30 protein-coding genes are annotated in these 25,629 nt (G+C 39.7%); 24 read left to right on the plus strand and 6 right to left on the minus strand.

What is annotated here, in order from left to right; translation table 11 throughout:
* The first annotated feature begins 14 nt into the window (after positions 1 to 14).
* The 3 genes from SLH46_RS13280 (at position 15) to SLH46_RS13290 (ending at position 2,490) form a co-directional block, all read left to right on the plus strand.
* Positions 15 to 677, plus strand: coding sequence for a CAP domain-containing protein (locus SLH46_RS13280; protein WP_320281684.1), 663 nt, complete (start codon positions 15 to 17; stop codon positions 675 to 677).
* Positions 678 to 828: 151 nt separating this feature from the next.
* Positions 829 to 2,001 (plus strand): hypothetical protein, encoded by a 1,173-nt coding sequence (locus SLH46_RS13285; RefSeq protein WP_320281685.1) that lies wholly within the window; start codon positions 829 to 831, stop codon positions 1,999 to 2,001.
* Positions 2,002 to 2,163: 162 nt separating this feature from the next.
* Entirely contained in the window at positions 2,164 to 2,490 is a 327-nt protein-coding gene (locus tag SLH46_RS13290) for a hypothetical protein (protein ID WP_320281686.1), read from the plus strand.
* 83 nt (positions 2,491 to 2,573) lie between these two features.
* Here SLH46_RS13290 and SLH46_RS13295 read toward each other — a convergent pair whose 3' ends face one another.
* The 3 genes from SLH46_RS13295 to SLH46_RS13305 all read right to left on the minus strand — a co-directional run bounded on the left by SLH46_RS13295 (position 2,574) and on the right by SLH46_RS13305 (position 4,675).
* Positions 2,574 to 3,002 carry a hypothetical protein gene (locus tag SLH46_RS13295; RefSeq protein ID WP_320281687.1) on the minus strand — a complete coding sequence of 143 codons (429 nt, stop codon included), beginning with the start codon at positions 3,000 to 3,002 and terminating at the stop codon, positions 2,574 to 2,576.
* A 385-nt stretch (positions 3,003 to 3,387) separates the two neighbouring features.
* Positions 3,388 to 3,831: a hypothetical protein gene (locus tag SLH46_RS13300; protein WP_320281688.1), complete on the minus strand. Its 444-nt coding sequence runs from the start codon at positions 3,829 to 3,831 to the stop codon at positions 3,388 to 3,390.
* 235 nt (positions 3,832 to 4,066) lie between these two features.
* Positions 4,067 to 4,675, minus strand: a complete 609-nt coding sequence (locus SLH46_RS13305) for a hypothetical protein (protein ID WP_320281689.1) — start codon at positions 4,673 to 4,675, stop codon at positions 4,067 to 4,069.
* 344 nt (positions 4,676 to 5,019) lie between these two features.
* On the opposite strand from SLH46_RS13305, the gene SLH46_RS13310 reads away from it, so the two are divergent.
* Positions 5,020 to 5,406 carry a group I truncated hemoglobin gene (locus tag SLH46_RS13310; RefSeq protein WP_320281690.1) on the plus strand — a complete coding sequence of 129 codons (387 nt, stop codon included), beginning with the start codon at positions 5,020 to 5,022 and terminating at the stop codon, positions 5,404 to 5,406.
* Positions 5,407 to 5,487: 81 nt separating this feature from the next.
* On the opposite strand, the gene SLH46_RS13315 is transcribed toward SLH46_RS13310, so the two are convergent.
* Complete coding sequence (locus SLH46_RS13315; RefSeq protein WP_320281691.1) at positions 5,488 to 5,829, minus strand: single-stranded DNA-binding protein; 342 nt, start codon at positions 5,827 to 5,829, stop codon at positions 5,488 to 5,490.
* A gap of 202 nt (positions 5,830 to 6,031) precedes the next feature.
* On the opposite strand from SLH46_RS13315, the gene SLH46_RS13320 reads away from it, so the two are divergent.
* The gene (locus SLH46_RS13320) at positions 6,032 to 6,385 is read left to right on the plus strand and encodes a hypothetical protein (protein WP_320281692.1); all 354 of its coding nucleotides are present in this window, start codon (positions 6,032 to 6,034) and stop codon (positions 6,383 to 6,385) included.
* A gap of 65 nt (positions 6,386 to 6,450) precedes the next feature.
* Positions 6,451 to 7,071 carry an NUDIX hydrolase gene (locus SLH46_RS13325; protein WP_320281693.1) on the plus strand — a complete coding sequence of 207 codons (621 nt, stop codon included), beginning with the start codon at positions 6,451 to 6,453 and terminating at the stop codon, positions 7,069 to 7,071.
* 230 nt (positions 7,072 to 7,301) lie between these two features.
* Here SLH46_RS13325 and SLH46_RS13330 read toward each other — a convergent pair whose 3' ends face one another.
* Positions 7,302 to 8,414, minus strand: coding sequence for a 6-bladed beta-propeller (locus SLH46_RS13330; protein WP_320281694.1), 1,113 nt, complete (start codon positions 8,412 to 8,414; stop codon positions 7,302 to 7,304).
* 186 nt (positions 8,415 to 8,600) lie between these two features.
* Here SLH46_RS13330 and SLH46_RS13335 point away from each other — a divergent pair, with 186 nt between their 5' ends.
* Together SLH46_RS13335 and SLH46_RS13340 are read left to right on the plus strand one after the other, a co-directional pair.
* Positions 8,601 to 9,413 carry a LytR/AlgR family response regulator transcription factor gene (locus SLH46_RS13335; RefSeq protein ID WP_320281695.1) on the plus strand — a complete coding sequence of 271 codons (813 nt, stop codon included), beginning with the start codon at positions 8,601 to 8,603 and terminating at the stop codon, positions 9,411 to 9,413.
* Between the two features lie 124 nt (positions 9,414 to 9,537).
* Positions 9,538 to 9,909 carry a hypothetical protein gene (locus SLH46_RS13340; RefSeq protein ID WP_320281696.1) on the plus strand — a complete coding sequence of 124 codons (372 nt, stop codon included), beginning with the start codon at positions 9,538 to 9,540 and terminating at the stop codon, positions 9,907 to 9,909.
* Between the two features lie 74 nt (positions 9,910 to 9,983).
* Here SLH46_RS13340 and SLH46_RS13345 read toward each other — a convergent pair whose 3' ends face one another.
* Entirely contained in the window at positions 9,984 to 11,087 is a 1,104-nt protein-coding gene (locus SLH46_RS13345; RefSeq protein ID WP_320281697.1) for a glycoside hydrolase family 88/105 protein, read from the minus strand.
* Between the two features lie 442 nt (positions 11,088 to 11,529).
* Here SLH46_RS13345 and hisG point away from each other — a divergent pair, with 442 nt between their 5' ends.
* The 16 genes from hisG (at position 11,530) to SLH46_RS13425 (ending at position 25,536) form a co-directional block, all read left to right on the plus strand.
* Positions 11,530 to 12,387, plus strand: coding sequence for an ATP phosphoribosyltransferase (gene hisG / locus SLH46_RS13350; RefSeq protein WP_320281698.1), 858 nt, complete (start codon positions 11,530 to 11,532; stop codon positions 12,385 to 12,387).
* A 58-nt stretch (positions 12,388 to 12,445) separates the two neighbouring features.
* A complete protein-coding gene (locus SLH46_RS13355; RefSeq protein ID WP_320281699.1) occupies positions 12,446 to 13,339 on the plus strand; it encodes a DMT family transporter in 894 nt (297 codons plus the stop codon).
* Complete coding sequence (gene hisD / locus SLH46_RS13360; RefSeq protein ID WP_320281700.1) at positions 13,336 to 14,622, plus strand: histidinol dehydrogenase; 1,287 nt, start codon at positions 13,336 to 13,338, stop codon at positions 14,620 to 14,622. Before SLH46_RS13355 ends, hisD begins: the two co-directional genes overlap by 4 nt.
* Positions 14,623 to 14,715: 93 nt before the next feature.
* Positions 14,716 to 15,747, plus strand: a complete 1,032-nt coding sequence (gene hisC / locus SLH46_RS13365) for a histidinol-phosphate transaminase (protein WP_320281701.1) — start codon at positions 14,716 to 14,718, stop codon at positions 15,745 to 15,747.
* 5 nt (positions 15,748 to 15,752) lie between these two features.
* Positions 15,753 to 16,874 (plus strand): bifunctional histidinol-phosphatase/imidazoleglycerol-phosphate dehydratase HisB, encoded by a 1,122-nt coding sequence (gene hisB, locus SLH46_RS13370; protein WP_320281702.1) that lies wholly within the window; start codon positions 15,753 to 15,755, stop codon positions 16,872 to 16,874.
* A 45-nt stretch (positions 16,875 to 16,919) separates the two neighbouring features.
* Complete coding sequence (locus tag SLH46_RS13375; RefSeq protein WP_320281703.1) at positions 16,920 to 17,303, plus strand: GxxExxY protein; 384 nt, start codon at positions 16,920 to 16,922, stop codon at positions 17,301 to 17,303.
* Between the two features lie 50 nt (positions 17,304 to 17,353).
* The gene (gene purU / locus SLH46_RS13380; RefSeq protein WP_320281704.1) at positions 17,354 to 18,238 is read left to right on the plus strand and encodes a formyltetrahydrofolate deformylase; all 885 of its coding nucleotides are present in this window, start codon (positions 17,354 to 17,356) and stop codon (positions 18,236 to 18,238) included.
* 24 nt (positions 18,239 to 18,262) lie between these two features.
* Positions 18,263 to 18,811, plus strand: a complete 549-nt coding sequence (locus SLH46_RS13385; protein ID WP_320281705.1) for a TlpA family protein disulfide reductase — start codon at positions 18,263 to 18,265, stop codon at positions 18,809 to 18,811.
* A 9-nt stretch (positions 18,812 to 18,820) separates the two neighbouring features.
* Entirely contained in the window at positions 18,821 to 19,420 is a 600-nt protein-coding gene (hisH, locus tag SLH46_RS13390) for an imidazole glycerol phosphate synthase subunit HisH (RefSeq protein ID WP_320281706.1), read from the plus strand.
* Positions 19,421 to 19,509: 89 nt separating this feature from the next.
* Positions 19,510 to 20,277: an acetylglutamate kinase gene (argB, locus tag SLH46_RS13395; protein WP_320281707.1), complete on the plus strand. Its 768-nt coding sequence runs from the start codon at positions 19,510 to 19,512 to the stop codon at positions 20,275 to 20,277.
* A gap of 309 nt (positions 20,278 to 20,586) precedes the next feature.
* Positions 20,587 to 21,318 carry a Crp/Fnr family transcriptional regulator gene (locus SLH46_RS13400; RefSeq protein WP_320281708.1) on the plus strand — a complete coding sequence of 244 codons (732 nt, stop codon included), beginning with the start codon at positions 20,587 to 20,589 and terminating at the stop codon, positions 21,316 to 21,318.
* Between the two features lie 145 nt (positions 21,319 to 21,463).
* Complete coding sequence (locus SLH46_RS13405) at positions 21,464 to 22,513, plus strand: hypothetical protein (protein WP_320281709.1); 1,050 nt, start codon at positions 21,464 to 21,466, stop codon at positions 22,511 to 22,513.
* 62 nt (positions 22,514 to 22,575) lie between these two features.
* Positions 22,576 to 22,953, plus strand: a complete 378-nt coding sequence (locus tag SLH46_RS13410) for a hypothetical protein (RefSeq protein WP_320281710.1) — start codon at positions 22,576 to 22,578, stop codon at positions 22,951 to 22,953.
* 18 nt (positions 22,954 to 22,971) lie between these two features.
* Positions 22,972 to 23,865: a DUF5777 family beta-barrel protein gene (locus SLH46_RS13415; RefSeq protein ID WP_320281711.1), complete on the plus strand. Its 894-nt coding sequence runs from the start codon at positions 22,972 to 22,974 to the stop codon at positions 23,863 to 23,865.
* Between the two features lie 112 nt (positions 23,866 to 23,977).
* Complete coding sequence (locus tag SLH46_RS13420) at positions 23,978 to 24,916, plus strand: cytochrome c3 family protein (RefSeq protein WP_320281712.1); 939 nt, start codon at positions 23,978 to 23,980, stop codon at positions 24,914 to 24,916.
* Positions 24,917 to 24,918: 2 nt separating this feature from the next.
* Complete coding sequence (locus SLH46_RS13425; protein WP_320281713.1) at positions 24,919 to 25,536, plus strand: cytochrome b/b6 domain-containing protein; 618 nt, start codon at positions 24,919 to 24,921, stop codon at positions 25,534 to 25,536.
* Positions 25,537 to 25,629 lie beyond the last annotated feature (93 nt).

Genomic DNA, 25,629 nt, shown 5'->3' on the forward strand with positions numbered 1-25,629 from the left:
AAACAAGTATAAACGTGAAAATCCGATTAGCAATATTTTTAATAGCATTGAGTCTGACAGTTTCAGCAAAAGAGGCAACAAAAGACAGATCATTGAACACTGCAGCCGATGTCAACTATTTGTCGGAGTTGGAGAAAGAAGTGATTTACGAGGTTAATTTGTTTCGTTCTAATCCGTCGGCTTACGCGGAGAAATATATTGCTCCCCTCGCCCAATATTACGACAAAAAGATATTGCACTATCCGGGCGATAAATCGATAATGACACAAGAAGGAGTAAGTGCTTTGCGTGAATGTGTGCGCTCGCTGAAAAATGCAACTCCGGTTCCGATTCTTTATCCGGATAAATTATTGACAAAAGCGGCCAATGATCACCAAAACGACCAGGCAAAAACCGGACAAACCGGTCACACCGGAAGAGATCGTTCGAACTTAAAACAAAGGATAGAACGTTACGGAAAATGGCAGGTTCGCATTGCGGAGAATATTGCCTATGGAAATACCTCGGCACAGCAGATCGTCATTTTTCTTTTGATCGACGACGGTGTTAAAAATCGTGGTCACCGTACAAACCTTCTTCAAACTGATTTTAAAAAAGTTGGAGTAGCATGCGGCTCTCATCCGCGTTACAATACCATGTGCGTGATGGATTTCGCCGGTGGTATGGAGAGTAAATGATGAATTACGAATATCGATTAACGATTTTAGATGTACGATCCAAAAAACAAGCAGCTATGTTTAAACGCACTTCTTCATTCACAATTCGTTAATCATCATTCGACATTCATATAATTTGGAAAAATATTACCTGATCAACCAGTATTCAAATATGAAAAAAACTTTACTCATACTTTCATTAATACTTTTCAGTTTAGGGCTTCGTGCACAATCTAACCTGTCGTTTTACGGCTACATAAAGGATTTGGGCATGTATTATCATCCCGTGGAGCCCATTCCTATTTCAATGGATAAGTCGCTTGATTACCTTTTTCTGAATGAAATACACAACCGATTAAATTTCAGGTGGTATGCATCGGAAAAACTGACTTTTGCATTGGAAGCACGTAATCGTATTTATATGGGGCAAATGATTCGGGAATTTCCGAATTACGAAGATTTTGTTGATGCAGACAACGGTTATCTTGATATGGGAACCGTATTACTTTCGGCCGACAGCTGGTTTTTACACACGATGCTCGACCGCGCGTGGATTGATTATACCAGTGGAAAATTGCAAGTAAGACTGGGGCGACAACGAGTCAACTGGGGCACCAACCTGGTTTGGAATCCTAACGATGTATTCAACACCTTCTCCTACTTTGATTTTGATTACGAAGAACGTCCCGGAACTGATGGAATTCGTATACAATACTACACAAGTGTAACTTCATCAGCAGAACTGGTATACAAAATCGGGCACAACAACGATGAAACTGCCATTGCAGGAATGTACCGGTTTTCGAAATTTAATTACGATATCCAGTTTTTAGGTGGTTGGGTTGGTAAAGATTACGTTTTAGGCGGTGGTTGGGCCGGCGATATTAAAGGTGCCGGATTCCGGGGTGAAGCAACCTGGTTCCGTCCGCGCGACAAAGAAGACACGGAAAACTTCGAAACATTTGTAGCATCGGTTTCGGCTGATTATACATTCCCGAACAGCTTTTACATGCATTTCGGCACCCTATTCAACAGCTACGGAACTACCGGCAATGCGGGCGGTCGTAGTTTTTTTGCCCCCGATATCTCAGCTAAAATGCTTTCGTTGGGGAAATACCAACTGTTTGGGCAAATCAGTTATCCATTTACTCCCCTGCTCTCCGCCAACATGTCGACAATGCTAAATCCCTGCGACGGCTCATCATTTATTGGTCCGGCCTTAACCTACTCGTTAGGCGATAACTGGGAATTGATGTTGAATGGCCAGTTGTTCTTTGGACATAAAGGAACAGAATACGGAGATTACGGACAGGCGGTTTATGCACGTGTAAAATGGGCCTTCTAATTCGAGAAAAAGGCCCTCTCATCTTCACATAGCCTAATAGACAACTGATTAAGAATTATTAACACCGCAAATTAATATTAGCACCTTCCGATTTTTGTTAAAATACTTAATTGTCTTAATTTTAATAGTTATTCAAATTATTTATTATTAAACATTTAAGTTATGGGAATAATTCTTGCTCCTTTAAAAAAGGATAAACTTGATGCCTGGAAAGATTGGGCAAAATCGCTAAGTGGAGAGCAAAACGACGCTTTTAATGCGTTCAACAAAAAACACGGACTAACACGCCATGATGCATGGTTGGCTGAAACACCGGATGGACCGGTTGTGGTTGCTTTGCACGAAGGACCGGGAGCCGACAATTTTTTGCAAAGTGTGGCTTCAACAGACGGAGCTTTTGAAAACAGTTTTAAAGAAAAGGTAATGGAGTTTCATGATATGGACATATCAGCACCACCTCCAGGACCGGCTCCGGTAAAAATGATTTAGCATGTTCGTATGTAATCCCCGCAAATGGAAATCTTATGGATTCGTTTCACTAAACTGAATTCGTAAAACCAAAGATTGATCGTTTATAAAACGTTATTCTTTTTTGAGCTATTCAACGGGACATGTGTCTTCTGCACAATCTCATGATTGTATACAACACCCCCCTGCACAGTAATATGAAGTTCAGTTTCGTGTGGGTCATCCGGATTGGGAATAGCAGATTCGATAGGAATGCGTAATGTTCCATCGTACCAATCAGCTACCATTTTAGGACCGGAAAGAACCTCTCGCGGATTAATAACAGTGGTTGGGCTCACCTGCTGAAAACCCGTCAGGTAAAGCACATTATTACGGATTCGCCATGAAGCCATATAACCTTTCCGGCATTCCGACATTTTTCCTCTGAATCTTGGAATTTCAGGATGTGCCTCGAAAAACACATTTAAGGGAGTTGATAACAGCTCAAACAACTCTCCGTCGAGGTAAATTCTATCTTTTTGTTGAATAGCCATAAACTCTGGTTTATTAGTTAAAATACGACTGTAAACTCAGCTAAATTTCTGTTGATTATTCTATCACTAACTGTACAGCCATGATAAATTTAAGACACAATTTTTTAATTCTGTAATGAAAACATATGTTTTCAAACAAGTTTACCAATGCGCATGAAAGCCAGTAATGACGGGATTAGCAGAAATTTTTCCCATTCGCAATTTACGACCATTAGCAAACTGTAAAAAGTATTTGAAATAGAAAATTCAAGGGTTAAAAAACGAGTTATAAAAAAGAAAAAAGCACAACATATTCGATAAAAACGAGAAAGAAGGTTTCCGCAAATGAAAACCTTCTCCCAACTTTAAAACCTCGTATGATGGAGATTTATTTTTAAGTTTTTTTTTAATGACATACCGATTTTACGTTCACAACTGAAGCTCCTTCGGTTTCCCCGTTAAAATTTTCATAATGAAATGTCATATGAACAGTTGCGACTAATTTCCCGTTTTCAGCCGAACGAACCTTATAAGTCCAGGACTGATTACTATTTCCTGAAGCGGAAATATTTCGCACAAAAAGATGACAGTTAAACGAACTTTCGATGGTGTATTCGTTACCCTCCGAATCGGTAATTGTTCCACTTGCCTTATTCAGAACTTTTCCGGTGGCAAAAAATGTCATATTCATCGTAACTAAACCTGAATATTGTCCGATACATTCAATTGGAGCCAGATTTTCATCCCAAGTCATAACAAAAGGAACTGTGAACTTATTTCCCTGCGCATAAATTGTTGCAGCAAAAGCAAATACAAAAATAAATACGGTTAAAAATTTTAAGTTTTTCATGGTAATTGATTTTAAAGTTTTACTTCTGCAAGTTCCGTAATTAGTGGATTTTCAAATTATCAATGGTGTTGCATGAGATTGTAGTTTTGAAGCATTTATTACAATTTTAAAGCAAGGTTAGAAAACAGGCATCCAATGTTGCATAATCAATGAAAATTCTTCCCGTCATTCGCGAGAAGGCATAAAAAAACCAACCACCTGAAGTGATTGGTATTCTATTTCCGATAAAATAATTCTACCAGTTACCAAGCCCCGGATGATCCGGACTTTTATATTGTACGCCTTCAACGCCACTGCATGGATCGTTAATAATAGACTGAATAATGGCAAACTGGCCCCAAATGTTTTCGCCAATTTCTTCTCCTTCGGCTGTATACCAGAATCCGTCAGTTAACACAGCATCAACCGGAACCGCAACAATCTTTGTAAACTCATCATAAGTACACTCTTCGCCAAAATCGTTAATGTAAGTAGTGGTCCAGTGGTTGGTACACCACGCACCCGAACCAAAATAATACTGATTTCCGTTTTCATCCCTTGGTCGGTCTAACAAACCATCGCCGTCGCAATCCATGTTCGAAAGCCACGCATCGTTCCATTTCATTACCAATTTCCACCCCGGTGAATATTCTCCGTTGTACATGTGCGCCTGGTAGTTATACCCGTTGTCCATAAAACCGGTAGTAATTACGTCACCCGAACTAGTTAGTAATTCACCACTTTTAATAGTAGTGCAACCTTTCTTTGCACTTTTCAGCATCATTTCTTCAACCGGTTCGTCTACCGAAGTTTGGCAGGCCGCAACAAAAGCGAACAACACTGCCAGCATAAACATTTTTCTCATAATTTTTAATTTAATGATTTAATGGATTTTGTAAATTAAATTACCGTTTGGTAATTATTGTTTTTGAAAAATTAGGGCTTTATTGAGGTTATGAAATTTACCTGTACTGATCATCTGGCGATCGTACAATTCGTTGCGGATGGGGTAAATGCTAAAAAAACAGCTTTCGTCCATGAAACTGTATCGGGTTTGTAATTTTTAGTGAATATAATAATTGATATAGTCTGATACAATAGATTCTATATATATTTTCTAAAGTAAAATACACATTTTCCATAATAATACCCATTTGTCTTTTATTCTTCAAATCCTTAACTTGTATAGAATATTTAATCAAAAACGACATGGGAACACCAACAGAACAAAGCCTTTATGAACGACTTGGAGGCATCGAAGGAATTACGTCGATTGTTGACGACATTGTAGTAAACCACATGAGTAACCCGGCAGTAAAGGCGCGGTTTTTACCATTGAAGGACGATCCGGCACATTTTGCGGAAGTGCGGCAACACCTCATTAATTTTTTGGCAGCCGGAAGCGGTGGACCGGAACAATACACCGGAAAAGACATGCTTTCGTCGCACAAAGGCATGAACATTGGTCAGGGAGAATACATGCATGTTATCGACGATATTATGAAAGCATTGGCAAAAAATAATATCGACGAGCAAACTCAAAAAGATGTGCTGGCGATTGCCTATTCTTTAAAAGGCGAAATTGCAGGGGTTTGAACTACCCGTACCAAACGCAAAAAAGCAGTAGCGAAATAATATCTCACTACTGCTTTTTTTGTGGATTAACGTTAGCGCTGGTTAATTCGACGCTTTATCCAACATCAACAGCGAGTTAATTACAACCTCGGTCATGTACTGTTTTTCGCCGTTTTTATCTTCCCACTGGCGGTTTGTCAGTTTTCCTTCAATGGCAATTTCTTTTCCTTTTTTCAGGTACTTTTCAGCAACTTCGGCATTTTTACCCCAGGCTACCAAACGGTGCCAGGTAGTTTCGGTTTGTTTATTTCCGTTGCTGTCGCGGTAAATTTCGTTGGTTGCAATATTAAAATTGGCAACAACTTTTCCACTCTCCAACCTTCTTACTTTTGGATCTTCTCCCAGGTGACCTAACAATCGTACGCTGTTTCTTAATGCATTCATGATATTTCTTTTTTTAGTTAATACTGTAGGACTGTGTCTTATGCGAGTCCTGTAACGCAATTGTTGAAACAAAGGTAGAGTGGCCGCAAAAGCTTATTCGGTTTTTAAACGTTTGTAGTCGACAATAAACGTTTGCAAACGTTTACAAACGGATATATTTTTGTATATTAGTATCTTAGCATCTCAAACAAAATCAATAAAGATGAAAAAAAGAACCTGTCTCGAATGTGGTGAACCGTTAAAAGGACGAGCCGACCAGAAATTTTGTAACGACAGTTGCCGCAATGCCTACAACAATAAAAAGGCCAGCGTGTCGACCAATTTTATGCGCAAGATCAACCGTATTCTGAAAAACAATCACTCGATTTTGGAGGCGCTGAACCCGGAAGAAAAAACCACTACTTACAAAAGCACACTCGACAAACAGGGTTTTAACTTCGGTTATTTTACCAATACTTACACCACTAAAACAGGCCGTATTTATTACTTTGTCTACGACCAGGCATATTCTGAACTGGAAGGCAACAAACTGATGCTGGTAAAAAAAGAAGCGTAATAATTTTGATGACAAACCAACTGGAGAATTAAACTCACTCACACAAAAACATTTCATTTAGAACTATGAGTAGCTACTATTTTGAAAAAATTAAACGCCTGCATGCTCTTGCAGAAATCGGGCTCGAGTACAATACTATTCCCTACGACATTGAACGTTACCAGGAGATAAGAGATATTTGCCTCGAAATGCTGGAAGAACTCACCCGCATTCCGGTTGAAGAAATTGTTCCGGTTATTGAAGAGCGCAATGGTTACCGCACGCCCAAGGTGGATGTAAGAGCAGTTGTTTTTAACGAAAACGATGAAATATTGCTGGTTCAGGAAAAGGTTGACCAATTGTGGGCACTGCCCGGTGGCTGGACAGATATTGCTTACAGCCCCGGAGAAGTGGCCGAAAAGGAATGTATGGAAGAAGCCGGTTTAGCGGTAAAAGCAGTGCGGTTACTGGCCATTATGGACAAACAAAAGCAACAAATGCCACCGGCTTTTGAATACGTTTACAAGATTTTTCTGCTTTGCGAAAAAGTGGGCAGTACCATTTCTGTGGGTTCAGAAACCTGCGATGTGGGCTGGTTTAACGAAAACAAACTACCGGCACTTTCGCTTCCGCGAAACAACGAGGCGCAAATAAAAATGATGTACGAATACAAACGCGGAGAACGAACGGATCCCTATTTTGATTAAGTGATTTAACTTGATTTGAAATAAACGCCGAATCGATCTTTTTTGCACCGTTCTTTAGAGCGGTGTGAAGAAACAGCGATAGTTGACTTGATTTTTTTAGGATTTTTGTAGCTTCTATTTTACAAAAATCCTAAAAAAATCAGTATGATTCGAGAAATCGGTTCTCACCGCCTTAAAAGACGGTGTAAAAATTCTGTTCTCTGAAATTGTTGCCTTACGTCAAACTCACATTATTTCAGCTGGCAACGCATTAATACCGGGTTCCCTGTAGCTGCAATATGCAACTGTACTTTCTCAAATTCTTTGTGGCGTTTATCCGAAATTTTATGACCGCCAACTTTGTAAGCCGTAATCGGAATATACAACTCATTATTCGGAGAAAGAAAAGTTGGATTGTCCCAAATTCCACCGTCTATATTATTAACAGCTTCAGTAAAATAGGTGGTTTCCCATCCCCTCTTTTTAATGAGTGCCGTTGTTTGATACGATCCCAGCCAATAGGTAAGAAAAATATAATTTTTGTTTTCGAAGTAACTTTTAATTTTCGAGTGCTGGTTGTTGTGCATGTATTTCAGCGTTTCCATATCATCTTTCGTCTCCTTGTTCCGCCATGTTTCGGCAAACGACGGGTAACCGTCACTTTCAATCAGGTATTCCGGTTTAAAAGCCGTCTTCTGATATGCAAAAACCGTGTCGCTGTACGACGAAACCATCACAATGTTTGCAGCACCCGACATAGCCAGATTAGAGCGTCCCAAGTCTTTTAATCGCGCCTCAGGAAAGCTCATATTTTTTACTTCTCCGTTTGAAGTGTAAACCGTATACAAACCGTAATCAGGCACATCGTTCACCACAAAAAAACGATTGTTCGATTCGAAGAATTTTGTTCCCGGCATTTCGGTGGCAATCAATCTGCTTTTGTATTCCCCGTCTTTACCCACAATGTAAATCCCATCGTCAGCCAACACGGCAAAATCATTTTTATAGGAAATAATATCCAGCGGAACTTTAATCTTACCGGTCCCCTCTTTGTTACTCACCACGGTATTCAGGAAATCGCCCTTTTTCGAAAACCGAATAAAACTAATTTCCCTGGCGCGTCGCTGAAGAACGATTAAATCGCCGTTTAATTCTTTTATGTAAGTGATATCGCCCAACTCCATTCCTGCCTCATGAACCTTTAATTCGAGGTAATCGAGTTTTTTAATAAAACTTGAAATGGGTAAAATGTCTTTCGATTTTTTCAGCAGGATTTCAGGCAAACCACTTTCTTCAACCGGTTTTTCGGTGCATGAAGTAAAAAACAGTGATACGAATAAGAGACCAATAATTGTATGTTTCACGACTTTAATCTTTCTGTAAATGAGTAAATGTGTTCGGTTTCGACAAATACCATGCCTTTGAGTACACAAAGCAAGAAATAATATTCGGGAATTGGCCGGGCGAGAATAATTAAAATGTTTTTTTGAAATTATGAAGCAAACATTTAATATTGACAAATAAACAGCTACACTTTGAACCTACAGTTTTTGAATAATAGTTTCAGTTTACTCGACCGTAAAAAAGACAGGTACCTGCTTGTTTTTATCGTTGCGGTTTTCAGCATTTTCTTTATCAATGTATTTAAACCATGGAACATTGGCCGTTGGTATTCCGACTCACCAATCATTCAATTTCTCAGGCTTTCGAGTTATGGTTTTATTTCGTCGCTGGTACTTTTGTTCACGCAGTTTCCACTTCGAAAATTCCTGCATCAACAAACTTTCAAACTTAAAAACTACTTGTTATGGATTCTCATTGAGATTGTGTTAATCAGCCTCGTATATATATTTCTTTATGGTAACCCGATTGGCAACTTTATCAACGATTTCCTTTTTTCACTGAAATACACCGTGCTAGGGATTATGATTCCTTACACGTTTGCGCTTCTGTTGATTTATTATAAAAAGCACAGCGAAGAAATTGAACAGCTAAAAAACAAACTTTCGGTTACCGACAAAAACCAGCTTTTAACTTTTACCGATGAAAAAGGGAATCCCCGGTTTTCGGTTCGTAGCAAGGACTTTCTTTACATTGAATCAACCGACAACTATGTTACCGTTAACTTTATGCTGGAAGGTAAATTACAACGGAAACTTTTGCGCAATACCATGAAAAATATGGAGAGCCAGTTGGGATCGGAATTCATTCTACGTTGCCATCGTTCGTTTATGGTTAATACACAAAATGTCGACTTTGTGGAGAAAGAAAACAAAAAACTCAGTCTTCATCTCAATTCTTCGGAAGCTACTATTCCTGTATCCGAAAAATATTCGCCCCTGCTTTTAACCGTTTTATCCTAACTCCCGAAATTTCATCCCTAAATAGCGGATTTCGTCCCTTTAATTTGCAAAAACAAATGTTGCTACCAATCTTTGTAACACACTAAACAAGTGGAATTTAAATTCACACCTAAATTATATTACGATGAAAAAATTAATGTTTTTTGTTTTTGTCCTCATTGCTGCAACAGTTACGGTTAATGCAAGCAATTCTTCGAAGAATAAAGAAGTTATTGGCGAATGGAAATACGAAGTTCCAAGTGCACCATACGGCTACAATGCCGGAACTATTGTTATTGAAGAAAAAGAAGGTAAACTTACCGGTCACACAAAACTGGATGATGGTTACAAGATCGACCTGAAAGATGTTACTTACGAAGAAGGCGTATTAAAATTTGGTCTTTATGTCGACTATAACTACGTCACGCTGAAAGTTACCATTGAAGGAGAAAATATGAAAGGCACCGTTAATAGCCCTGATGGCGCGATGCCAATTACAGCTAAGAAGGTGAAGTAACAAACACCTAAAAATAGAAAGGCCGCTGCATGTAATTACATGCAGCGGCCTTTTTTTATGTCGAAATTGATTGATTAATCGAGTTTGATCACCTCGCTGCCGGCCAGCAAAAAGGCACCTGTTCCGTACACTTCCCAGCTATCGGGATTAAAGTTCTTTCTCGGATCTTGTCCGATTGGTTGACACCAACCCACATGACCGTCGGGCTGAATCAGACCATTTAATCCTACCCACGCTTTTTCAACGGCAGGCAAATAAGTGTCTTTATCTAAAATTCCGTTATTGATTCCCCATGCCAAAGCATAACAATAGAATCCTGAGCCACTAGCTTCTCCACCCGGAAACGATTCGGGATCGAGCAAACTTGCACGCCACAAACCATCTTCCTGTTGCAGCTCCACAATTTTTGCAGCCATTTCTTTGTAGTTCTCAATATAAAAATCGCGGTTCGGATAATCTTCCGGTAATTCGCTGAGCACACGAACCAAACCTCCCATTACCCAGCCATTTCCACGCGACCAGAAAATCTTTTTACCATTGGCTTCGTGTTTTTCTTCAATTCCGGGTTCGTTCCATTTGTAGCTCATATCGCGGGCATACAAATCGTATTCTGTATCCCAAAGCAAATCGTACGTTTCTTTCCAGAGTTTATCCGAAAGTTCCAGGTATTTATCTTCGCCTAAAGTAATTCCAAGCTTTACAAAAGCAGGTGGAGCCATAAACAAGGCATCGCACCACCACCATGTTTTTTCGTAAATACCTTCAGCTTCGTAAGGTGTTACCATAAATTTCTCCATGGTTTCTGTAAAACCTTCAATCAATTTCTTTTCGCCCGAAACCCGGTACATATCAATGTAGGTTTGGCAAATTACATGATCGTCGGCATGGTGCAGACGTGGCCCCGGTTTCCACTCGTTGGCCTCTCCCATTTCGTACATGGCTTTCCAGATTTTTTTCGAACCGGTTGTTTCGTAGGCTGCAAACACTCCCGCATAAAAAGCACCGTTTGTCCAATCGTACAAGGCATGTTTTGGATGCTTCAACTGCCAGTCCAGCGCCTTTGTCATCGTTTTTTTGATGTAACTGTCTTTAAAAAGCTTTTCGTTACCCGCTTTTTGTGCCATCACATTTCCGCATAGCAGAACAGTGGCAAGTAGAATTAGAGTCGTTTTATACATGCTGATTTAAGTTTGATGCAAATCTATGCAATCGATTGTATTCGCCAAAATAAATCAATATTTCTTCGGCAAAAATCCTTGATTTTACCTCAGCTCCTAAAGGATGATCAAGGATTTTCGTGCTTTCGTCCTTCAGGAACGAGGTAAAAAAAGGAGAAAATCATTTTTCACTCTAATATCTTCACCGCTTGACACGCATTCTGAACAAACATTATCTCCGACTTAACTTTAATTTTAAATTAACACCAATACACATTGTTCAATACAATTTTATAATTATACTTGTATCAAAATTACAGAAATGACAGTAAGAGCACTACATCACGGCCATCATTGGAAAAACCAACCATCGGGTAGGCTGTAATTGTTTTGTTCAAAACTCAACGATATTAATTTATAAAGGCTTGCCATTAACGGCAGGCCTTTTTTTATATAAACAGACATGGAAAAACTCAAAATTGCTATTCAGACAAAAGGAAGGTTAAACGAAGATTCAATGGGGCTGATTAACGAAGCCGGAATCGGATTAAGTGTTGGCAAACGTAAACTGGTATCGGAAGCGAAGAACTTCCCAATGGATGCCTTGTTTCTGCGCGACGATGATATTCCGCAAACCGTTGCCGACGGTGTTGCTGATATTGGTGTTGTTGGCGAAAACGAAATGGCCGAGAAAGATGAAAACGTAGTTATTGCGAAACGTCTTGGGTTCTCGAAATGCCGTTTATCGCTGGCCATTCCAAAGTCGATCGACTATCCGGGAGTTGAATTTTTCAATGGTAAAAAAATTGCCACCTCCTACCCTGTAATTCTGAAAAAGTTTCTGGACGAAAACAACATTAATGCTGACATTCACGTAATTACAGGATCGGTAGAAATTGCTCCGGGAATTGGTTTGGCCGATGCTATTTTCGACATTGTAAGTTCGGGATCGACCCTGGTGAGCAACCGCCTGAAAGAAGTTGAGGTTGTAATGAAATCGGAAGCAGTGTTGATTGCCAACCCAAATCTTTCGGCTGAAAAACAGGAAATTCTTGACGAACTCATTTTCAGAATTGAGTCGGTACAACGTGCCGAGGGAAAGAAATACATTCTTTTAAATGTTCCGAACGAAAAAATCGACGAAATAATTGCGCTTCTGCCGGGGATGAAATCACCAACGCTGGTTCCGCTGGCTAAAGAAGGGTGGAGCTCGATGCACTCGGTAATTGAAGAAGATGATTTTTGGGAAGTAATTGGCAAATTGAAAAAAGCCGGTGCCGAAGGAATTTTGGTTGTCCCTATTGAGAAAATGATTTTCTAATTACAAATACGGAAAGCTCAACCAAATTGAAGCTTTCACAAAAATATTTCCTGACTAAATGACCACAAGACAGTACATATTATTTGCCATTCCATCACTGATTTGGGGATCGACCTGGTATGCCATAAAGTTTCAGCTTGGTACGGTTGATCCGCTGTTATCGGTTGCCTATCGGTTTTTGGCGGCAGGTATTCTGCTCATTTTATTTTGTCTGGCAACAGGACGTAAAATGAAATTCAGCCTGCACGAACACTTGATGATGTTACTTTTGGGGCTTTGTCTTTTTGGTATAAATTACTGGTTTGTGTACGAAGCTGAAACCATTTTGACCAGTGGTGTGGTGGCTGTCATTTTTTCGCTGATAATATTCTTTAATATATTTTTTAATGCGGTTCTGTTAAAAGGGAAAGTAAAACCCGATGTTATTCTGGCCGCCGTTTTAGGAGTCGGCGGAACTGCATTGTTATTTAAGAACGAGTTAAAAACGATTCAGAATAGCAGTAGCGATTGGATTGTGTTCTTGCTTTGTTTGGGCGGTTTGACATTTGCATCGTTGGGAAACATTATTTCGGCGTACAAACAAAAGAAAAACGTACCTGTTTTGCAGGCCAACGCTTATGGAATGTTGTACGGTGGACTGGCCATGTTTACAGTTGTACTAATAACAGGAAAACCGTTGAATTTTGAAACTTCGCTGAATTATTCTGTGTCGCTGTTGTACCTCACAATTTTTGGGTCGATCGTGGCATTTTCAACCTATTTAAAACTACTGGGAGAAATTGGTCCCGATCGTTCGATATACGTCACATTGATTACACCGGCCATCGCTTTGTTAATTTCTACTTTTTTTGAAGGTTACCGATGGGATGTATTCGCCGTGTTGGGAATACTTTTGCTATTTTCGGGCAACATTCTGGCTTTACGATTTAAAACAAAAAAAACAGTTTCATGAAGACTTATATAAATCCGGATAGAAATACCTGGAACGAAATTTTAAAACGCCCGCTTTTCGATGTTTCAGAGTTATACGGTCGTGTCCAAAATATACTTACTGAAATTCGTGAACAGGGTGATGAAAAACTTCGTGAATACACTGAACGTTTTGACGGAGTAAAACTTGATAATTTTGAAGTTTCAGCGGAAGAAATTGCCAAAGCAGAAGCTTCTATCAGCCAGGATTTGAAAGAAGCAATTTCTTTAGCCGCAGAAAACATTAAAGCATTCCATAGCGCTCAAATGCCGGAAGTAAGGAAAATGGAAACCAAACCCGGCGTTATCTGCTGGCAGAAACCGGTAGCTATCGAAAAAGTTGGCTTATATATCCCGGGAGGAACAGCACCACTGTTTTCAACAGTATTGATGTTGGCACTTCCTGCAAAGATTGCGGGCTGTAAACAAATTGTACTTTGTTCGCCACCCAACAAAAATGGAGAAATTCATCCGGCAATATTGTATGCAGCAAAAATTGCCGGCGTTACTCAGATATACAAACTGGGCGGTGTGCAGGCAATCGGTGCAATGGCTTACGGTACGGAAACAGTACCGAAAACCTACAAAATTTTTGGTCCGGGAAACCAATACGTAACGGCTGCCAAACAGTTGGTAAGCATGAACGAAGTTTCTATCGATATGCCGGCTGGTCCGTCGGAAGTACTGGTAGTTGCCGATGAAACATCGAATCCGGCTTTTGTTGCGTCAGATCTTTTGTCGCAGGCAGAGCACGGCGCCGACAGTCAGGTGGTTTTAGTTACCAACAACGAAACAACTTTAAAAGAAGTTGTAGTAGAAGTGGAAACACAGGTTGCTCAACTGCCAAGAAAAGAACTGGCAGAAAAAGCACTTTCAAACAGTGTGCTGATTGTTGTTTCAGAAGATGCTGAACGTGTTGATCTGATCAATGAGTATGCACCGGAACACTTAATTATCAGCACAAAAAGTTATATGGAACTGGCGGAGAAAATCACAAACGCAGGATCGGTATTCCTGGGTGAATTTACACCGGAAAGTGCCGGCGATTATGCTTCAGGAACGAATCATACGTTGCCAACAAATGGATGGGCACGCTCTTACAGTGGCGTTAACCTGGATAGTTTCCTGAAAAAGATAACCTTCCAGGAGATTAGTAAAGAAGGTCTTTTGACAATCGGACCGGCCATTGAAAAAATGGCAGCTACCGAACAACTTGAAGCGCACAAAAATGCAGTAACTTTACGACTGAAATATTTAGCTGACTAAAACGTCAACCTGAACTTGTTTCAGGTTCTCAATTATGAAATAATATAAAAAACAGATGCCGAAACAAGTTCGGCATGACGTACACAACATGTTATGGAACTGAATAATTTATTGAGGGAAAATATAAAAAACCTAAAACCCTACTCATCGGCACGCGATGAATATACCGGCGACGCAATGGTTTTTCTCGATGCCAACGAAAATCCGTTTAACGAGCCTTACAACCGCTATCCCGATCCGCTGCAGCGAATCGTTAAGGAGAAAATTGCGGTAATAAAAAAAGTAGGGTCTGAACATATTTTTCTGGGCAACGGCAGCGATGAACCAATCGATTTGTTGATCCGCGCCTTTTGTGAACCGGGGAAAGACAATATCGTAACCATCGATCCAACCTACGGCATGTACCAGGTGGCTGCCGATATTTCCGGTGTTGAACTCCGAAAAGTTTCATTAACGGAAGATTTTCAGCTGAACATCAACGACATTCTTGGTGAAACCGACAAAAATACCAAGTTGATATTTTTATGCTCGCCAAACAATCCAACCGGTAACAGCCTGAAAAAAGAGGCCATGCTGGAGCTGGCCAATCAATTTGAAGGGCTGGTTATTGTTGATGAAGCTTACATCGATTTTGCTCCCGGTCAAACGCTGATGGGCGAGCTGGAACACTACCCTAACCTGGTTATTCTGCAAACTTTCTCCAAAGCCTGGGGAATGGCCGGAATTCGTTTGGGAATGGCTTTTGGAAGTCAGGAACTGATTAGTATACTCAATAAAATAAAGTACCCTTATAATCTGAATATTCTTACGCAGGATAAAGCACTCGAATTACTTGATAAAAAAGTTACCGTTCAGAAATGGGTAAAACTATTGATTGCCGAGCGCGAAAAAATGGAAAAACTGCTCGCGGAGTTTCCGTTTGTGGTTAAAGTTTATCCATCCGACGCCAACTTCCTGTTAGTTAAAATGCACGATGCGCGCGGAATTTACAACTACCTGGTTGATGAAGGAATTATCGTCCGCGACCGCTCGAAAGTACATTTGTGCGACGAAAGTTTGCGAATAACGATCGGCAATTCTGAAGAGAATGAAAACTTACTGAGTACCCTTAAAAACCTAATTTAAAGAAGATGAAGAAAGTATTATTCATTGACCGCGACGGTACCCTGAATTTTGAAACTGCCGATGAGCAGATCGATGCGTTTGAAAAACTGGAGTTTCTGCCAAAGGTTTTTCGCAATATGCACTACATCAGCAAAAACCTGGATTACGAACTCGTGATGGTTACCAATCAGGACGGTTTAGGAACCGATTCGTTTCCGGAAGACACTTTTTGGCCGGTACATAACTTCATTTTAAAAGCTTTTGAAAACGAAGGGGTTGTTTTCGACGACATTTGTATCGACCGCCACTTTCCGGAAGATAACTCTACAACCCGTAAACCGGCAACCGGAATGCTTACAAAGTATCTGGAAGGCGATTACGATCTGGCAAACAGTTTTGTTATCGGAGACAGAATGACCGATATAATGCTGGCCAAAAATCTTGGTGCAAAAGGAATATTTATAAATAATGGCGACCTCGTTGAAGAGTTGGAAAAAGAAGGGCTGGCAGATACTTGTGCGCTAATTTCCGATGACTGGGACGATATTTACGCTTGTGTTGCCGCTCCTCAACGAACTGCAAAAGTAGTTCGCACGACAAAAGAAACTGATATTTCTATTGCGTTGAATCTGGATGGATCAGGCGTATGCAATATTTCAACAGGTTTGGGATTTTTCGATCACATGCTGGAACAAATTGGACGACACAGTGGTGTTGACCTCGACATTAAGGTTAATGGCGATTTGCAGGTTGATGAACACCACACCATTGAAGATACCGCATTGGCACTGGGCGAAGCGTTTAAAAAGGCTGTTGGTAATAAATTAGGCATGGAACGCTACGGTTTTTGCCTGCCAATGGACGAGTGTCTGATTATGGCAGCCATCGATTTTGGCGGACGTCCGTGGTTGGTTTGGGAGGCCGATTTTAAACGCGAAATGGTTGGCGACATGCCTACCGAAATGTTTATGCATTTTTTCAAATCGTTCTCCGATGCTGCCTTGTGCAATCTGAACATTAAAGCTGAAGGAGCCAACGAACACCATAAAATAGAAGCCATTTTTAAAGCCTTGGCGAAATCAATAAAAATGGCGATTCGCCGCGATGTATTCAACTTTGAATTACCATCAACTAAAGGAACATTGTAAAGAATTCACCGCAGAGATAGAGAGAAAACTCAGAGAACTCAGAATATGATTGAAAATCAAATAACTGAACAAATTATTGGTTGTGCGATTAAAGTGCATCGAAATTTGGGGCCTGGGCTACTCGAATCTGCTTATCAGGAATGTCTGTTTTACGAACTAAAAAAGGCAGGTCTGAAAGTTCAAAAAGAAAAACCATTACCTCTTGTTTACGAAGACGTTAAGCTTGAATGTGGCTACAGATTGGACTTATTAGTTGAAGACAAGATAATTGTAGAAGTTAAATCGGTGGAAACGTTAAATGACATTCATTTAGCGCAGGTTCTCACTTATTTAAAACTGAATAATAGTAAAATTGGACTTTTAATAAACTTTAATGTACTCCAACTAATAAAAGGAGTAAAAAGAGTTATCAATAAATACAAAAAATAAAACTCCGCGTTTCTCTGAGCAAAACTCTGTGCGCTCTGCGGTAAAAGAAGATGAAAACAATAAAAGTATTAAATGACAAAAAGGACACTGCAATCTTACTGATTCATTGTCCTGACAGACAAGGAATTCTGGCTACTGTAACTGAATTTCTGAATCAAAACAAAGGGAACATTATCTACCTCGATCAGCACGTTGATCGTCAGGAGAAGATATTTTATATGCGTGTGGAATGGGAATTGGAAAATTTTGCAATTCCTGCCGATAAGATCGGTGAGTATTTCGACACCTTAATTGGCAGCCCGCTGCAAATGAACTGGAAAATCTATTTCTCGAACTCTGTTCCTCGAATGGCGCTGTTTGTATCGAAAATGCCACACTGTTTGTTTGATATTCTGGCGCGTTACACCGCAGGAGAATGGGATGTTGAAATACCAATGATAATCAGTAACCACGAAACACTTCGCCCGGTTGCCGAACGTTTTGATATTGATTTTCACTATTTCCCGATAACCAAAGAAAACAAGGCTGAACAGGAAGCAGCTGAGTTAAAGTTATTAAAAGACAACAAAATTGATTTTGTGGTATTGGCACGTTACATGCAAATCTTGTCGGAAGATTTTGTAAAAAACTTCCCCAACAAAGTCATAAATATTCACCATTCGTTCCTGCCAGCATTTGCAGGGGCAAAACCTTATCATGCTGCACACGAGCGTGGTGTTAAAATTATTGGTGCAACAAGTCATTATGTAACTTCAGAGTTGGATGCCGGCCCAATAATTGAACAAGACGTTACACGTTGCAGCCACGTTGATACCGTTCAAAAACTAATTCGCAAAGGTCGCGACCTGGAAAAGATCGTGCTTTCGCAGGCTGTATATAAACACCTTCAGCGCAAAGTATTGGTATACAAAAACCGAACTGTCGTATTTAATTAGAAAGCTCATAAAATTTAAAAACAAATGAAAAAACTATTATCCGTTCTAAGTATAACCTTGTTAACCATGTCAGCATTTGCACAACTCAGTACAGTTCCTGAAAAGGAAATCCCGGAAGATTACGGTTACATCGTAAAAATTGGCCAGCCAATGCCGGAGATTGAAATGGAATTAACAGACGGTACAAAAATTACCACTGCCGATTTAAAAGGAAAAGTTACCATGCTGCAATTTACAGCCAGCTGGTGTTCGGTGTGCCGCAAAGAAATGCCACACATTGAAAAAGACATCTGGCTTAAGCACAAGGATAACGACGATTTTGTGCTGATCGGTGTGGATATGGACGAGCCGCTCGATAAAGTGAAAGATTTTAAGGAAACAATGAAAACAACGTATCCTTTGGCATTGGATCCGGGTGCCGACATCTTTTACACTTTTGCTGCAAAAGGGGCCGGTGTTACCCGAAACGTAATTGTTGACAAAACCGGAAAGATCGTTTATATGACACGCCTTTTTAAAGAAGACGAATTTAACGAGATGGTAGAAGTTATTGATCTTTTACTGAAAGGATAAAATGAGAAAATGAATATCGTTATTATAAAATACAATGCAGGAAACATCGAGTCGGTTAACAACGCGCTTAACCGACTTGGTGTAAATGCAGAGATAACGGCCGATCACGACAAAATCAGAAATGCCGATAAAGTGATCTTTCCGGGAGTTGGCGAAGCCAGCACTACCATGGCCTACCTGCGCGAAAACAAGCTTGATGAACTGATCGTTTCGTTAAAACAACCGGTTTTGGGTATTTGCCTGGGCCTGCAGTTGATGTGTTCGCATTCGGAAGAAAACGACACCCCGTGTCTGGGTATTTTCGATGAGAAGGTAAAACGTTTTATTCCAAATCCGGGAGAAGAATACATTACCAAAGTTCCGCATATGGGCTGGAACGCCATAAAAGACCTGAAAAGCGATCTTTTTACAGCCGAACTGGAAAATGAATACGTTTATTTTGTGCACTCGTATTACGCCGAAAAAAGCGAACATACCATCGCCACCTGCAACTATATTCTTCCGTTTAGTGCTGCTTTGCACCGCGATAATTTTTATGCCACACAGTTTCACCCCGAGAAAAGCGGAACAATCGGCGCAAAAATATTGGAGAACTTTCTGAAATTATAAGCACTCTGACGTAACTTTGTACAACAATTTTAAATAGGATTACACGTTCTTCAATCTGAATTAATTAAAATAGCACAATCAGCATAATCATGGATAGGTTAACAATTATAAAAGTAGGCGGAAAAGTAGTTGAAGAAACGGAATCGTTAAATGCGCTGCTCGACCAGTTTAGCAAAATATCAGGAAACAAATTACTGGTTCACGGAGGAGGTCGTACAGCCACAGAAATAGCAAAACGCCTCGGAATTGAAACCAAAATGGTTGATGGCCGCCGTATTACCGATGCCGATATGCTTGAGGTTGTTACAATGGTTTATGGTGGTTTGGTGAATAAAAAAATTGTTGCCGGTTTGCAATCGAGGGGAATGAATGCAATTGGACTTACCGGAGCCGACCTTGGTCTGATTAAAGCCCACAAACGACCTGTTCAGGAAGTGGATTATGGTTTTGTTGGCGATGTTGACGATGTAAACGCCTCTGAACTTCGGATGCTGATTAACGAAAATGTCATTCCGGTAGTAGCCCCGCTAACTCACGATGGAAAAGGACAGTTGCTAAATACCAATGCCGATACAATTGCTTCCGAATTAGCCATCGAACTATCGAACCGTTTTAAGGTGTATCTTTTCTACTGTTTCGAGAAACCCGGTGTACTAACCGATCCGAACGATGAAACGTCGGTAATCTACGATCTCAACTACAAACTATTTGATCAGTACAAAAATGAAGGAGTGATTAGTGAGGGAATGATTCCGAAGCTGGACAATGGTTTTAGGGCAAAAGCAAAAGGTGTGCAGGAAATTTTGATTACTAATCCTGAAAATGTTTCTACCGGACGAGGCACCCGGTTAATTTAAAAGTTTAATCCTTTCTCCCCATTTTTAGTTGACACGCACTCCTTGTTATACCTTATTATATATATGTAATAAAACTGATAGGATTTGAGTGAATAAATTTTTTCTGAGTGATTTTTCACCGATATATATTCATTCAATTCATAATCTTAAAGGCTAAAATTTACATTCGTTCATTACCCAATTGGTGTTTATTAACATTTTTAAATATTGAAATATTTTACTATGTTGAAGTACTAAAATGAAATCCTGCAAGGAAAATTGCGGGAACAAAACGTACTAAGATAACTAACTAAATACCAAATCATTAAAATGGCTACTATTAATACAGGAGATTGCGGCGGTAAAGGTAAGCTTCAAGGAGGAGGATGCAAATCGTGTATTGAACATTATAAAAACAACGTATTCTCACCTTTAAGTGAAGAGGAGATTGACTTTCTCGTGGACAAAAAAAGGCAAATTGTATATAATGTTGGAGAAACAATTGCCAAACAAAATACAGCATCAACTTCGGTAATTTGTATCAACGAAGGATTGGCCAAATTTTATGTTGAAAGCACCAATGGAAAGAACGTTATTATCCGCATTGCCAAAGCAGGCGATTTTATTACCGGCGGTGGATTGTTTAACGGAAACGTTCAGCATTTTAGCGTATCGGCAATAACCAAGGTAAAATGTTGTATGATTGATTCGGCTAACCTGACCAGTATTTTGGAAAAAAACAGTGATTTTGCCGTTAAATTATTACGCAATCACACCAAACAAAATAATTATCTGCTAAAAAAACTGGTTGACCACACACAAAAATATATGCCCGGAAGAGTAGCTGATACTTTACTGTATTTAAAACGTGATATTTTCAATTCCGACAGCTTCGTGGTACCACTCACGCGTCAGGAATTAGCGGAGATGTCGAACATGACAAAAGAAAGCTTTGTACGGATACTTCATCAATTTAAAGATTCTAATTACATCGATACCAAGGGAAACACAATCAGTATTTTAGACGAAAGTTCACTTGTTTCAATTAGTGAAAACGGATAGTTGATATATATCAACTTCAATGTTGCCCAATATCATTTCACTCGTGCTGTTATATCATTTCTCGCCCTATAGTTCATAATAGTTATCCTATTACTTTTATTACCTAAAGTGAATTATAAAATATAATAACCTAATATACTACGTTATGAACTACAAATCTATCTCAAAATTATTCCTACTAGGATTTATTTTCGCGTTTATATTTTCTTCTTGTACAAAAGAAGGACCGATGGGACCTTCAGGTACTGATGGTGCTGACGGAACTGATGGAACTGATGGTGTAGACGGACAAGTTACTTGTTTAGTTTGCCACTCGGGAACCAACATGGAAGCAAAACAAGGACAATTCTGGATGTCGGCACACGCTGTTGGTGCAATTGCAGTTGATTATGCTGGTGGACGCCAGTCATGTGCACAGTGTCACTCTCACGAAGGTTTTGTTCAGTATGCAACTTTAGGCGAAGTGGTTGGTGATATCACTAATCCATCAGCCTGGGAATGTAATACCTGCCACGGTCTTCACGAAACATTCGAAGGACAAGACTATGCACTACGTTTGTACGATCCAATCAATCCAATCTTTGATGACGAAGTAACAATGGATTTGAATGGTAACAGCAACTTATGTGCAAACTGTCACCAGTCAAGAAGAGAAGCTCCTGGTTACGGAGTAGAAGAATTACCAGATTCATTTGCAATTACAAGTACACACTACGGACCACACCATGGTGCACAAGCTAACGTTGTTGCCGGAATGGGTTTTGCAGAAATCGAAGGTTCGGTTGAATATCCAACAAGTTCATTCCACCTCGACCAGGCTTCGTGTACAGGTTGTCACATGGCAACATTCACTGACGAACAAGGTGGTCACTCATTTATTCCAAGTGTTGCTGCTTGTAACGAATGTCACGACGCCGATTTAGATGATTACAACTACGGTGGTGTTCAAACTGAAGTTGAAGAAATGTTGATCGAGCTAAGAGACGACCTGATTGCATTAGGTGTTGTTGAAGGCAACGACGAAGATGGTTACCATCCACATGTTGGAACTTATCCTTTAGTTCAGGTACAAGCCTTCTTTAACTGGGTTGGTTTGGAAGAAGATCGCAGTATGGGAGTTCACAACCCTAAATATGTGAAAGCACTTCTTCGCAACTCTATCGATGCACTCGAAGGAGAAACAGCAAGTCATTAATTAGTAGAAATAGAGTGAAAAGACTTCTCAAGGGAAGTCTTTTTTTCACAAACTTCAATATTATGAAAGCACTAAAAATTATATTATCAATAGTTGTTATGGGATTGATTTTTGGTGGCTGTGCATACAATTTCATCACCGAAGAAGAAGTGATCGATCCGAGCGATCCCGATGCACCAGATGTATCGTTTTCAACTGAAATCGTTCCGATATTCTCTTCAAAATGTGTAGCATGCCATTATGCCGGAAATCAAATGCCAGACCTCTCTCCTGAGAATGCTTATAGTTCGATTAACAGCAGCCGTTATGTAAACACTTCAGATCCTGCATCGAGCTTGATTTATACCAAACCAAGCCCAACAGGAAGCCACGTAAAATATTCTGAAGCCGAGGCAGCTTTGGTACTGACATGGATCACTCAAGGAGCTCAAAATAATTAAAAACCTAAACTGATAATGATGAAAAAATACATATTGATTCTGATTATTTTAGGAGTTACTTTTTCCAATTCATTTGCTCAGGAAGAGGAAGCTGATCCGGTATACGCTTTTAACAGTGGTATTCTGATTGATGCACAAACTTCTTTTATTCCTGATGCACGTACATTGGAATTTGTTATCCAGCACAAATTCGGAACGCTTGAAAATGGCAAATCCGACTTGTGGGGAATTTATGCTCCGGGCTCGAATGTTCGATTAGGGCTAAATTATGTACCATTAAAAAATGTTCAAATCGGGGCAGGTATTACTAAAAAATATATGTATTCCGATTTTAATGCAAAATGGAAGGTATTGCAGCAAAAAACAAGCGGAATGCCGATATCATTAACGCTTTTCGGAAATGTAGGAATTGATGGAAGAAATTCTGAATCGATTGGAACTGGTCAAACAGTAGATACCAAAGGCGAAACCTTTCCAAATTATATCGATTTTAACGACCGTCTTTCTTATTTCTCTCAGGCAATGATTACCCGTAAGTTTTGTGAAGGATTCTCGTTACAGGCGGGTGCCAGTTTTACCCATTACAACATGGTAGGCTGGGATTACAACCACGATGTAGTTGGTATTCACCTTAGTGGAAAAGTTAAGTTCTCTCCACAGGGTTCGTTTATTTTCAACTACGACAAGCCGCTTAAAATCGACGACATTTCGGAACAAACAAACTGGGACACACACGCCAAAGAAAACCTGGCTGTTGGTGTAGAATTCTTTACGTTCACCCACGCATTTCAGATTTATGTTGGAACAGCGCAAGGAATACTCCCACAGGATATGATGATGTATAATCAAAAAGACTGGACAAACAAAGGACTGGCTATTGGTTTCACCATCACCCGTATCTGGATGTTCTAAAAAATAAAAATGAATAATGATAAAGATGGTAATATCAGTAAAAACGATATTACCATTTTTCATTCGGTTTAGGTATAGCAGAATTTTGAGACATATTTATACGAATTAACCCATGAAATATTTCGCATCATTACAGCTTATTTTGCTGTTAGCACTTTCTTATCAAAGCTTTGGGCAGTTTTACGATGATCCCAAAAATCACGACTGTTTACAGTGTCATTCTCAGCAAACATATTCGTTTCATAACGAGATGATGGATACAGAAGAAAAACGTCTGATGAATCCATACCTGATTATCGACACCACTCAGTTGCGCACCGGTGTTCATCAAAGTTTCGACTGCACAGATTGTCACTCGTTCGACTACACGACCTATCCTCACCTGGCTACGTTGAAACTGGAGCCAATGATGACTTGTTTAGACTGTCATGGCGGCGATGAATCGTTTGCTAAATACGAGTTCGAAAGGATTGATGAAGAGGTTAAAAAAAGTATTCACTATCAAAGTTTTGGAGAGAACTTCACCTGCTCGAAATGCCACGATCAACACTACTACTCAGCAACTGCCCGTACAAGCAGCAGCATTGTTGAAATTGTTGAAATAAGCAACGAAATGTGTTTGTCGTGTCATAACGATATGAAAAAGTTCAGTTTGGTTTCTGAAAGCGATAAAGCTGCAGTTGTTGATATTCACGACTGGTTACCAAACCAGGAACTTCACTTTAAACATGTTCGTTGTATCGAGTGTCACACTGCAGTTGAAGACGATTTAATGGTATCGCATAACATTCTTTCGAAAGATCAGGCAGTGCGCCGTTGTGCCGAATGTCACTCTGCAAATTCGTTGCTTAAAGCATCATTGTACAAATACCAGAACCTTCAGGAAAGAGCTGAAGACGGAACTGCATTGGGAGTGCTCTCGAATGAAAATTACGTAATCGGATCGCATCAAATCCCAATATTAAAAACGATCAGCCTGATTATCTTCTTTGCAGCAATGGCAGGAGTTATCATCCACGTGATATTTAGAATCATCATCAAAAAGAAATAACAATGAGCTCAGAAAACAAAATATATTTCTACCCGCTTTGGTTGCGTGTTTGGCATGGAATAAACGCCCTGGGCATTATTCTGCTTATCATTACCGGAATAAGTATGAATTCGGGTTTTGAAGAGTCGCTGATTAGTTTTAAACTGATTATTACCGTGCACAACTATGCCGGCGTAATTGTAACACTAAATTACTTTCTGTTTGTGTTCGGAAACTTTTTTACCAGCAACAAAAAATTCTACATTGTAAAACCACGAAACTTCCTGAAAAGGCCGATGAAACAAGCCTACTATTACGCCTGGGGAATGTTTCACGGAATGAAAGCTCCTTACCCGCTTTCTGAAAAACGAAAATTTAATCCGCTGCAAAAATATACCTACATCGCTGTGATGTACCTGGTTGTTCCGCTGGTAATCATATCTGGTATCGGACTTATGTTCCCGGAACTGATCTTTAATAAAATTTACAACATCAGCGGTGTACTTATTACTGCCGTTACCCACTCGGCTATGGGATTCTTTATTTCGATATTCCTTATTATCCACCTATATATTGCATCGATTGGTAAATCACCGCTCGATAACTTCAGAAGTATTGTAAACGGGTGGCACCACGTATAAAATTAATTTTAGGAATTCTTATTTATAGTTCGAAAACAAAAACAGGATACAGGATTTAAGACATAACACACAATAGATAAATTGTTAGCTCGC

It is taken from the genome of Draconibacterium sp. IB214405 (genome assembly GCF_033963885.1).
Lineage (GTDB): Bacteria > Bacteroidota > Bacteroidia > Bacteroidales > Prolixibacteraceae > Draconibacterium.